We start from the raw sequence: 10,364 nt of genomic DNA, 5'->3' as shown, positions 1-10,364 counted from the left end.
ATACAGCTCAGGCTCGGACCTTCTACCCAAGTTGCCTAATTAATGAAAGTGGGGCTAAATCTCATGAGAAAACGTTGTTAGTTTCAATCCCCAGAATTCTCCTAACTTTGCCTCTACTAATCTTATCAGTGCCTTGCTCAACTTTGACTTAAAAGGATTAGTCTTTGTAAATTCTAGACAAACAGCTAAACATATCTTTTCTTTATTATCTTATCATCATGGAGGCTATATTTCATCCGTTGATTTATTCTATGGTTCTTTAAGAAGTGAACAAAGAAAAGAACGAATAGAACAACTAAGTAATTGTGAAACTAAAATCCTAATTACCACCAATTGTCTCGAAGCAGGAATCGATTTACCTGAATTGGATTTTGTGGTTTTAAGGGGTTTTTCCAGTCTGAATAGTTTCTGGCAACGAGGGGGACGGTGTGGCAGGAAATCCCCAGGTTTAATTATCTTTATTCCTGATAGTAATAACCATATTGATTATTATTATGCCACACAACCTCAAAGATTACTATCTCCTGTAGAAAAAGTCAAAATTCAACCTAATTATCCTTCAATTCTCAGTCGTCATCTTCTATGTGCAGCAGCAGAAGGAGGATTAAATAGTGATGAAGTCACTCAATATTTTGGAGACAAAAGTGATTTAGTTACGGCTGAATTATTGAAGCAGAAGCAGTTATCTTGGTCATTAGGAAAACGACTGTGGAAAAGAGGGTATCCCCATAAATACGTCTCTCTGAGAGGGATTCAAGATGAGACTATTTCCTTAATTGATGTAAAGACTTCTAAGATATTAGAAGAAATGAGTTTATACATCGCTCATAAAGAATGTCATACTGGTGCTATTTACTTAACAGCGTCAGAGGGAAAAACTAATGTATGGAGATGTAAAGAACTTGACTTAAAACAAAACAAAGCTTTCCTTGAATTAGAAAATTCGTCAGATAAACGAACCAAACCTGATGTACAATTAGCCGTTGAACCTTTGTCTAAATTAGAAGACCCCTCCATAGTCAAGACAGCTATTCCCAATGGGAATTTAAGACTGATTTTCTATTGGGGAAAAGTTAAACGACAAGTCATGGGATTCAAAGAGTTACAGTTAGTTTATGCCCCTACTTGTATTAACCGAAACTGTAGTCATTATCAGATTCCGAAAGCTTCTCAGATGACTAAATGTCCTGGTTGTGGGTGGACACTCAAACAACGATTAAATACCCAAGAAATTGCTAAGTTTGAGTTTAAACCTCCTTTAGAAACAACCATAGAAGTTCCTCTTTTGAGGATTGAAGTTAACGAAACCTTAGCAACAGCGATTACCAATAAGGCTCAAGAAATCAAGAAAGCTATCTTGAAAACTTACCATAATCCTGATGATATTCCCCATCAATTAAGTCCGACTTTTAGCTATGAACCAGTGCATTTAGCTTTGCATTCTTTGTGTCACTTGCTAACGAAAACAGTTCCTTTGTTATTCTTAGCTAGTCATCAAGATTTGAGCAGTTATACTGAACAAAGACCGGCTAATATTGGAACATCTCATCGGACAATCGCTTATATTTTCGATAGTGTTCATGAAGGTTGTGGCACCACAGAAGCGTTGGTAAATGACTGGGATAACTGTGTGGAAAAAGCCTTAGAATTAGCAACTAATTGTGATTGTGGGGATATGGGGTGTCCTCGTTGTTTGACGGAAATTGGCTGTCCTGAGTCCAATGATGGACTATCTAAATTATTAGGAATGTGGTTGTTAGAACAGATTGCTAATTCACCATAGCTTTTAAGAGATCGTACTTAATTGTACGGTCTTTTTTTTCCTATTAAAGTATAGACTCATCCATAGCTTTCTGCTAATGTGGAGAGTCTTTTAAGGTCAAATAACCACGGATAACTAATTCATTGTAAAAATGATCAGTGATTTGACGACATTCTTGCCAACTTTTCTGACGCAATGAATCCTTTTCAAATCGTTTTCCTTCCCAATAGTGAGGATCGTTGTAGGTTTCTAGATAACATCTAAGCTCAAAGTTATTCATAAATAAACCCTCTCTTATCCTAATGTTAACGATAGTTCCTTCAATACGTCTGGGGGTAAATAGAGTTATACTCTATTCTTTTCTCTACTTTTATTATCACTCAATTAATTGGATATCATCTTAAAATATTATCAAATTAACATAAAATTTAACCATTATTTTTTCTTTTAAGAGATAATTAGTAAGAGTTTAGAGTTTTGGACTTTGGATAAAAAACAATTGTTAGCGTAAATTTTACGCTAAACATATCTCCAGAGCTAAAATAGAGAATTAAGGTGATTTTAAAAACTCTCTTTCCATCTTTTTAGGGGATTTTAAATATTAAATAGCTTCATTCAGTTTCGGTTCCAATATAGATATCTAAGTAGCTTTCAGTTAGAGATTGAATGACTCGTTCTAATTCATCAATGAGATTTCTTCTAGTGAGTTTTTCTACAGCATCAATATGAGCAGAACTTCCGGCTCGTCCTAAATATTTATATTTGGTTTTTTTATCATTATTAGTGGCCATAGGAAAAATTGATTCAGCAGCCTGTAGTTTATAATACCAGTAGATTGTTCCCTTTCCATTAACCTGATAACGAATAATATGACAATTAGCTGGTGCTACTTCCCCTTCCCGTTCAATTTTCTTTATTTTCTGTTTAAGAGAGCGAATTAGACTCTTAATTTGTTTGGCTCTCAGGTGGACATCTTGACTGGTCTTAAGTTCGGAATGTGATGACATTAGCCTTAACTGTAACAAACAACCTCTTTTGATGTTAGCGTATATATTCCGCTAATTTATAAGGTAATAAATTTTAAAAATGACCAAAAATGAAACGGCTACGTCTGTCGAGGAATTCCTGGTGTGGAGGTCTAACCTCTTCCAAGGACTAAAAGCTAGAAAAGAAACTATTATAGAATTACTCGAGGCCCTCTCCAGTAACCAACAAGCTCACTCAGTCGTTGAATTGTCTCTCAATCCTTTATTTAGAAGAGATTATAACAGTTTATATAGAGGAATTCAAGAGTTTTTACCCACTCAAACTGACCCTAATTATGAACAGAGAATTGAGACTTTATTTTCAGCGGTATCGAGAACAATTCCTCCCACTTCAAAACATTATAACTTATTTGGTATTGACACAACTCCCTGTCCACGACGGTTTGCCGAAACGTTAGCGGATAAAACCTTTATTCATTACCCCAATCCAATTAAGGGAAATAAACCCATTAATATTGGACATTGTTATTCCGTTGTCTGCGCTTTACCTGACCAAATAGACACAGAAAAAGTCCCTTGGGCTGTCCCCTTATCAGGAGAGCGAGTCCCCTCTAAACATAAAGGAGTAAATCAAGGCAATCAACAACTAAAAAAAATCTGGCAAAGTTCTTTATTTTCTGATAAATTATCTGTCTTAGTGGCTGATAGTGACTACAGCCAAAAGGATTTTATTGGGGAACAAGTTAAGCATGAAGAGGTAGTTACTATTACAAGAGTTAGAAGTGACCGAGTTTTTTATCGTCAATTTATTCGGGACCCAAATCAAGCCAAAACTTCGGGACATCCCCGTTGGTATGGGGATAAATTTGACCTTAAAGATGACCAAACTTGGACTGAACCTGATGAAGTTCATCATGTTCCCTTTACAACGAAAAAAGGTCGTCAATTAACAGTGACTATTTCGGGATGGAAACAGATGTTAATGAGAGGAACTAAAAACTATAAAATGAACAATCACCCCTTTACTTTACTCCAGATTGTTGTCAGAGATCAAGAAAGAAATAGTATTTGGAAACCTATGTGGCTTATTGTTATTGGTTCTCGGCGCGATGAGTTAAGTTTAGTTGATTGTTATCAGTGTTATCGACAACGTTATGACATGGAACATCTTTTTCGATTTGGTAAACAAAGATTATTGATGACATCTTATTTAACTCCCGATGTACATCATGAAGAAAATTGGTTTAAACTAACACTTCTTTCTTATGTAAATTTGTGGGCTGCCAGAAAATTAGCTGTGGTTTTACCCCGTGATTGGGAACAGTATTTGAAGACTAATAAATCTATCAAAATCACCCCTAGTCTAGTTCAAAGAGACTTTTCAAGAATAATTACGACCTTGGGGACTTTCGCCAAATTTCCCAAACGTCGAGGTTTTTCTTCCGGACGTATTAAAGGTTACAAAAAAGCCCCACGAACTCGTCATGATGTTATCAAGAAAGGGAGCAAAAAATCAACTAAAAACTTAAAAGCTCCTTAGTTTTCCTCAGAATCTATAGATTAGCCCTATTTGTTAGCCAATTTTATTGACTGATACAGAGCCGATATTTTGGGATTTTAGTTTAGCGTAAAATATACGCTAACAAACTTTTTTGTCCAAAGTCCAAGAATAACCCAACAATATCCTAATGATTATCGAGGATGGTATTATTTGGGAGAATTAATGTCTACTTTTCAGCAATATGAACAAGCGATCGCATCTTTTGACAAAGCATTACAGTTGAAACCAGATAAAGATCAACCTTGGTATAACCGAGGGGTAGCTTTATTTAACTTAGGAAGGTGGGATGAAGCGATCGCATCTTATGACAAAGCATTACAGTTGAAACCTGATAGGAGTTACGCATTGACAGATGGTTTACAATGTGCATAGTCCAAACAGAGAAAGCGATCGCTGTTAACAAAAAGCAAAAAACTGATAAAATAGAGAGGATTATAAGAACTGGAGGTAGATATCCGAACTATAACGAAGAAATCAACGGCTAAATGTCATTTAGAACTCTATACTTACTATTTAATTGCTGAATCCAAATATTCGGGTTGTAATCGTTTATCCGAGATATTTGAGGATTTATCTCATGATAGTGTTAACCGTTTTTTATTAAGAGAAAGCTATAAACCTGTTGATTTATTCAATGAATTTAAACAGCACATTGAACTGAGTGGGGGAACCTTAAGTATTGATGATACAGTCATTGAAAAACTTTATAGTAATCCTAAATTAAGTAAATTTATTGGTTATTTCTGGTCAGGAAATAAACATAAAACTATCAAAGGAATTAATTTAGTTACTTTATTATATACTGACCCTAATGGAATTTCACTCCCTCTAAATTATCGACTTTATGATAAAGAAGATGATCTGTCTAAAAATGATTATTTTCGGATGATGCTATCGGAAGTTTTAGCTTGGGGACTGAGGCCAATTTATGTAACTGGTGATAGTTGGTATTCATCTAAAGAGAACCTTAAATTTTTGAAAAAACAAGAATTAGGTTTCATGATAGGAATAGCTAAAAATCGACAAGTATCAATCGTTAAAGGACAATATCAATCCGTTGAAAGCTTAGAAATAGAGGAAAATGGGACAATTGTTTACTTAAAAGAGTTTGGCGAAGTTAAAGTATTTAAGAAACATTTCAAAAACGGGATGCTTCGTTTTTATATTTTATTTGACCAAGAAAATAAAGACTTAAGAGAAACAGATAAAACTCTATTTACTTTGTTGAAAACAACTCATTGGATTATTGAATGTTACCATCGTGCGCTCAAACAATTATGTGGTATCAATAAATTTATAGTCAGAAAATCAGAAGCTATATTGACCCATTTCTTTAGTTCTTTACGGGCTTTTATTAAACTTGAATTAATGAGAGCTAATGAGTTAATTGATAATTGGTATCAACTCCAAAGAGAATTGTCTATTGAAGTTAATCGGAATTTTATTTTAGAGCAAATAAATTTGAAATTATCAGCCTAATTTATAGATTAGTTATTGTTATTATTACGTCAATTTTAATGACTCTAATAATTAGCGATCGTTGTCTCTCTTTAAAGCTACTCATATTTAAGTTAATTTGTCAATGCGTAACTCCTACCTGATAAAGATGAAGCTTGGAATAACCGAGGGAATGCTTTATATAACTTAGGAAGGTTGGATGAAGCGATCGCATCCTATGACAAAGCATTACAGTTGAAACCAGATGATGATGAAGCTTGGAATAACCGAGGGTTAGCTTTAGATAACTTAGGAAGGTTCGATGAAGCGATCGCATCTTATGACAAAGCATTACAGTTGAAACCAGATTTTCATGAAGCTTGGAATAACCGAGGGATAGCTTTAGGTAACTTAGGAAGGTTCGATGAAGCGATCGCATCTTATGACAAAGCATTACAGTTGAAACCAGATTTTCATGAAGCTTGGAATAACCGAGGGATAGCAGCAAGTTTATCAACTGCAAGTGAAGGGTATATATTACGGGTAGAAAGTCAATTTATAGATACATTTCAACTGGAATTAACCGACGCTTCCAGACAACTAATTAACTATTTTCAATCCCTAGAAACAGGAGATTTTGGTGATCTCATTTCTTTTTTACAACAACCCAACTCAGACAAGTTAATACAATTTCTTAATCAATCTCAACTACAGTCAATTTCTCGGTTGAACCCTGAGTTAAATATACGGGGATACGAAGGACGATTAATTAGTTATCGCTACCCCTTAAATAAACATATTTATCAAGACAGTCACCCCGAAGGATGGGGATATTTACATCATAAAATTGGGGTAGCGCAATATAAACACCAAGAATATTATAACGCTATTAATAGTTATCATTGTGCCTTAGAAACTTTAACCATTGAACAGTTCCCCGAATTACGCTTAGAAGTGATTCAAGATTTAGTTAAAGTTTATTTAGCAAAGGGAGATAAAGACAACGCTGATGATTATTTATTCCAAGGATTACAACTACTCAATCAATTATTAGATCAGGTTCCCATTGAAGGCAAAACCCAAAGATTAAGACTAGAAGCCAAATTTTTAACCTTTCGTCAACTAACCGTTAATGTTCTTTTAGAGAAAGGAGAAATTATCGAAGCATTACGCAACTCAGAATTAGAGAAAAATCGGCGTTTAACTCATATTCTCGAAGGATATAAAACAGAAAATAAACTAAAAACAACCTCTAATATTTATCCCAGTTATGAACAAATACAAAGCTTATTGACTCCTGAGAAAGCAATTATTTACTGGTTTAATAGTCCAATGGGATTAATTACTTTCATTATCAAGCAGAATGAGTTAATACCATTAAACCTATCAAAAAACTCCCCCCTTACTAAGGGGGGTTGGGGGGGATCACTCGAAAAATGGATAAAAGAATGGGACGAAGATTATCAAGACTATAGAAGTAAACAAGATGAAGAGAAAGAAGACAAAAAAGAGCATCCTTGGCGAATTAATATCAGCGATCGCCTAGAAAACTTAAAAAACATCTTAGGTATTTCTGAGATAGAAAAAGACTTAAAAGATATTAAAGAATTAATCTTAATTCCCCATCAAGACTTACATAGATTACCCTTACATTACTTATTCAATAATAAAAATTGGATAATATCTTATCTTCCCAGTTTACAAATAGGTTTAAACTTGAAACAAAAACAACAACAATTAAACAATGGTGAAAGAGAATCATTATTAAGTATATAAAACCCCAGAGAAGATTTAGTATTTTCTGAAATAGAATCTGGCATCATTAACACATACTTTGCTACAATAGAACCATCCATCACTACTATTGAGGACTTTAAGAATGCTATTCCTAACCATACTCACTTTCATTTTACCGGTCACGGTAATTATATTTTTGATGATCCCAAAAGATCAGCTTTAGAATTCGCTAATTATAATCAACTAACTGCTTATGAAATAAGTCATCTTGACTTTAATTCTTATGAGTTAATAACCCTTTCTGCTTGCGAAACCGCCTTAAATGGAAAGCAAACCATTAACAGTGAATATGTAGGGTTAGTTAGTGCATTTCTCAAGAGTGGTGCCAACTGTGTTGTTAGTACCCTCTGGACAGTTGATGAAACTTCTAGCGCATGGTTAATGATTTATTTTTATCAACAATATTGTGCAGGAGTTACCCCAAAAATTGCTCTAGAGAATGCACAAACTTGGTTAAAAGATGTGAATAATCAAGAATTAGGTATCTGGTTAACTAAACTTTTAAAATATGGAAAAAGTAAAAAAGTTAATGGTGATATACTACGTTCAATAGAAGATGAAATTAATAAACATAATGAACGAAATTTCAATAGTAAACCGTATGAAGAGTCTTATTATTGGTTAGGATTTATTGTCCATCAATTATAAATTATGGTATAATAAAAACAAATAATCCTACTTGTTATACCATTTTCATAAACTTAGACTACATAAATTTATATTGTAGGGGCCAACGGCCGTTGACCCCTACACCGGATGTGTAGCCAGACTTTAGGAAATTGGTGTTAGGAGAAAACCATGACTCAACCATCTAAACCACTAAAACCAACTCAAAAAATAACCTTAGACGCTTTAAAAATTGCTATTCAGCGTATTAATATTGAGCAACTTCCTGAAGATTTCAGGGAAAAAATAAATAGTATTGAAACAGAATCATCAGAATATAATTATCAAGTCATTGATGAAATAATAGCATCGATTGAAAATATTTCTGATTTTAATTATGCTTATAAAAAAGCTAGACAGGAATTAGCAGAAAAATATAATAGCCAAGAAAAAACTAAAACAGCAAGTACCTATCCTTCAACTTATTCTCCTTCTAATACATCTCATTCTCCGGCAAAAAACACGCAAAAGATTAATCCTAAAGCATTATTTATTTTGCAAGAATTAGAAGATTATCCCTTGACATTAGAAGACTTAAAATATCGTTTAGAATTATCTTCATCGGAAGTTCTTGAAATTGTCAGAAAACTCTGGAATGAAAAGAAAATAAATAAAGTTTCTGGCAATATTTGGTATAGTGTTTTTCCTATCACTAAACGAGGAATATTAGACATTCAAGAAGATGATTCAGAAACCTATTTTACTGTAACATCCCTTGGTAAAATAGAACTTCGTACCTCGAGTAATTCTCGTTTATAAAAAAAATAATGGAACAGAATTCTACAGGATCTATATTAGTTTTAATTCCTTATTTGCTTATAGGAATTATTGCAGGAATTATTAATGCTGTTAATGCTTGGATAAAATTAGAGGGAAAATATCTTTATTATATCTTTTTTCAACCATTAACAACCTTCCTTTTTTGGGGATGGTTATTAATTCAAATTTATGTTCCTGCACAGATTTACTGGTGGATACTTACCGGAATTTTTCCTAAAAAACCTGATATAAATCCAATATTTATTATAACGGTAGTTATTTATGGAATCTCTTTCCAGTCGTTACTTGAATATATAGAGGAACAAGCTTTAGCCCCTCGTAATTTAAGCATCATAGTTAATTGGGTTGATAATTTGTTAGAATACTATCTAAAGGCAACACAATTAGCCAAAACCTCCGACTTTTGGAAAAGTTTAGAAGAGGAAATGAAAGAAATAAAGAAAGAAAATTTATTATCAGGACTTGAATATCTTGAAGATTACTATTTTGACGGAAAGTATAACAGACTAAATAAGGATCAATATCAAGGGTTTCAAAATAAATTAACAGAAATTAAACAAGAAAATGATATTAGTCTTCAATCTAAAAAATTAGTTAAAACTTTGCTTAAAGGAAAGATACCTCGGCGACATTTACCTAACGTTTTAAGACAATTTAAACTTTCCCCTAAATTCATCAATAAATATTTTAAACAGTCTTAATCTTCCAAGTTAAGGTAAATACTTTTGGACAACACTCCAACCGCTTAAACTTACCATAACAAAGCCAAGAAATAAGATAATATTACTGCCAATATGTAACCAGCGCATTCTGGGTTTTTCTGGACTTATTTGTGTAGCAGCAGCAGCAGAAATTAACACTAAAATAACAGTGAATAATCCAGCAATTAAATGAGGAGAATGACCTAAACTACCGTAATGTCCTAAAGTTCCTACCAAACCAATAACTAATAATATTAACACCAATGCCACCATAATCGCCCCAGTGATATAATGGGCAGGACGTAACCATAAAGGGGAAAAAGCTTGAGTATTTCGGCGATAAAACATCCATCCCCCCGACATTCCCAATAATAAATAGGCGAATAAAGATAAACCCATTGACCAAGCAGCTATTTTCCATAGCCATAAAAAAGATGGTAAATTCATAGTATCAAAAATCACTTCTAACTCCCCCTCCTATTCCCCTCTTTGGATAGGTTAGAGATGGGTTGACTCCATTAACCTGAGTTCGATATAAGGAAATTTATAGACAACTGGTCTTTCATCAATAGTCTTAAACCCTGATTATCTCATGGAAAAAACTCCGAACTCCGAACTCCGAACTCCGAACTCCGAACTCAGGTAATTAACTCTCCTCACCCACTGATTATTTT

At 33.7% G+C, this 10,364-nt stretch carries 10 protein-coding genes and 1 pseudogene; 8 read left to right on the top strand and 3 right to left on the bottom strand.

Translation table 11 applies throughout. The features are described from left to right. The first annotated feature begins 133 nt into the window (after positions 1–133). A complete protein-coding gene (locus CWATDRAFT_RS09705; RefSeq protein ID WP_007304760.1) occupies positions 134–1,783 on the top strand; it encodes a helicase-related protein in 1,650 nt (549 codons plus the stop codon). A 73-nt stretch (positions 1,784–1,856) separates the two neighbouring features. Here CWATDRAFT_RS09705 and CWATDRAFT_RS09700 read toward each other — a convergent pair whose 3' ends face one another. After that, positions 1,857–2,042 (bottom strand): hypothetical protein, encoded by a 186-nt coding sequence (locus CWATDRAFT_RS09700; protein ID WP_007310327.1) that lies wholly within the window; start codon positions 2,040–2,042, stop codon positions 1,857–1,859. A gap of 331 nt (positions 2,043–2,373) precedes the next feature. Then, positions 2,374–2,769: a hypothetical protein gene (locus tag CWATDRAFT_RS09695; protein ID WP_007304759.1), complete on the bottom strand. Its 396-nt coding sequence runs from the start codon at positions 2,767–2,769 to the stop codon at positions 2,374–2,376. A 79-nt stretch (positions 2,770–2,848) separates the two neighbouring features. Here CWATDRAFT_RS09695 and CWATDRAFT_RS09690 point away from each other — a divergent pair, with 79 nt between their 5' ends. The 7 genes and pseudogenes from CWATDRAFT_RS09690 (at position 2,849) to CWATDRAFT_RS09665 (ending at position 9,690) form a co-directional block, all read left to right on the top strand. Continuing rightward, positions 2,849–4,288, top strand: a complete 1,440-nt coding sequence (locus CWATDRAFT_RS09690) for an NF041680 family putative transposase (RefSeq protein WP_007304761.1) — start codon at positions 2,849–2,851, stop codon at positions 4,286–4,288. A 129-nt stretch (positions 4,289–4,417) separates the two neighbouring features. Further along, positions 4,418–4,681 (top strand): tetratricopeptide repeat protein, encoded by a 264-nt coding sequence (locus CWATDRAFT_RS09685; RefSeq protein WP_268742249.1) that lies wholly within the window; start codon positions 4,418–4,420, stop codon positions 4,679–4,681. An 81-nt stretch (positions 4,682–4,762) separates the two neighbouring features. Then, positions 4,763–5,788: an IS701 family transposase gene (locus CWATDRAFT_RS33250; protein ID WP_071892215.1), complete on the top strand. Its 1,026-nt coding sequence runs from the start codon at positions 4,763–4,765 to the stop codon at positions 5,786–5,788. 117 nt (positions 5,789–5,905) lie between these two features. Continuing rightward, positions 5,906–7,522: pseudogene (locus tag CWATDRAFT_RS39605) on the top strand (CHAT domain-containing protein); the annotation flags it as partial. A 30-nt stretch (positions 7,523–7,552) separates the two neighbouring features. Then, positions 7,553–8,191: a CHAT domain-containing protein gene (locus CWATDRAFT_RS33240; RefSeq protein WP_326997411.1), complete on the top strand. Its 639-nt coding sequence runs from the start codon at positions 7,553–7,555 to the stop codon at positions 8,189–8,191. Between the two features lie 150 nt (positions 8,192–8,341). Next, entirely contained in the window at positions 8,342–8,968 is a 627-nt protein-coding gene (locus CWATDRAFT_RS09670) for a hypothetical protein (RefSeq protein ID WP_007304766.1), read from the top strand. A gap of 8 nt (positions 8,969–8,976) precedes the next feature. Then, entirely contained in the window at positions 8,977–9,690 is a 714-nt protein-coding gene (locus CWATDRAFT_RS09665; RefSeq protein WP_007304767.1) for a hypothetical protein, read from the top strand. A 9-nt stretch (positions 9,691–9,699) separates the two neighbouring features. On the opposite strand, the gene CWATDRAFT_RS09660 is transcribed toward CWATDRAFT_RS09665, so the two are convergent. Beyond that, positions 9,700–10,137, bottom strand: coding sequence for a DUF4079 domain-containing protein (locus CWATDRAFT_RS09660; protein WP_007304758.1), 438 nt, complete (start codon positions 10,135–10,137; stop codon positions 9,700–9,702). Positions 10,138–10,364: the final 227 nt, after the last annotated feature.

Source organism: Crocosphaera watsonii WH 8501, assembly GCF_000167195.1.
Classification (GTDB): domain Bacteria; phylum Cyanobacteriota; class Cyanobacteriia; order Cyanobacteriales; family Microcystaceae; genus Crocosphaera; species Crocosphaera watsonii.
This window is presented reverse-complemented; position numbering and strand designations above follow the sequence as displayed.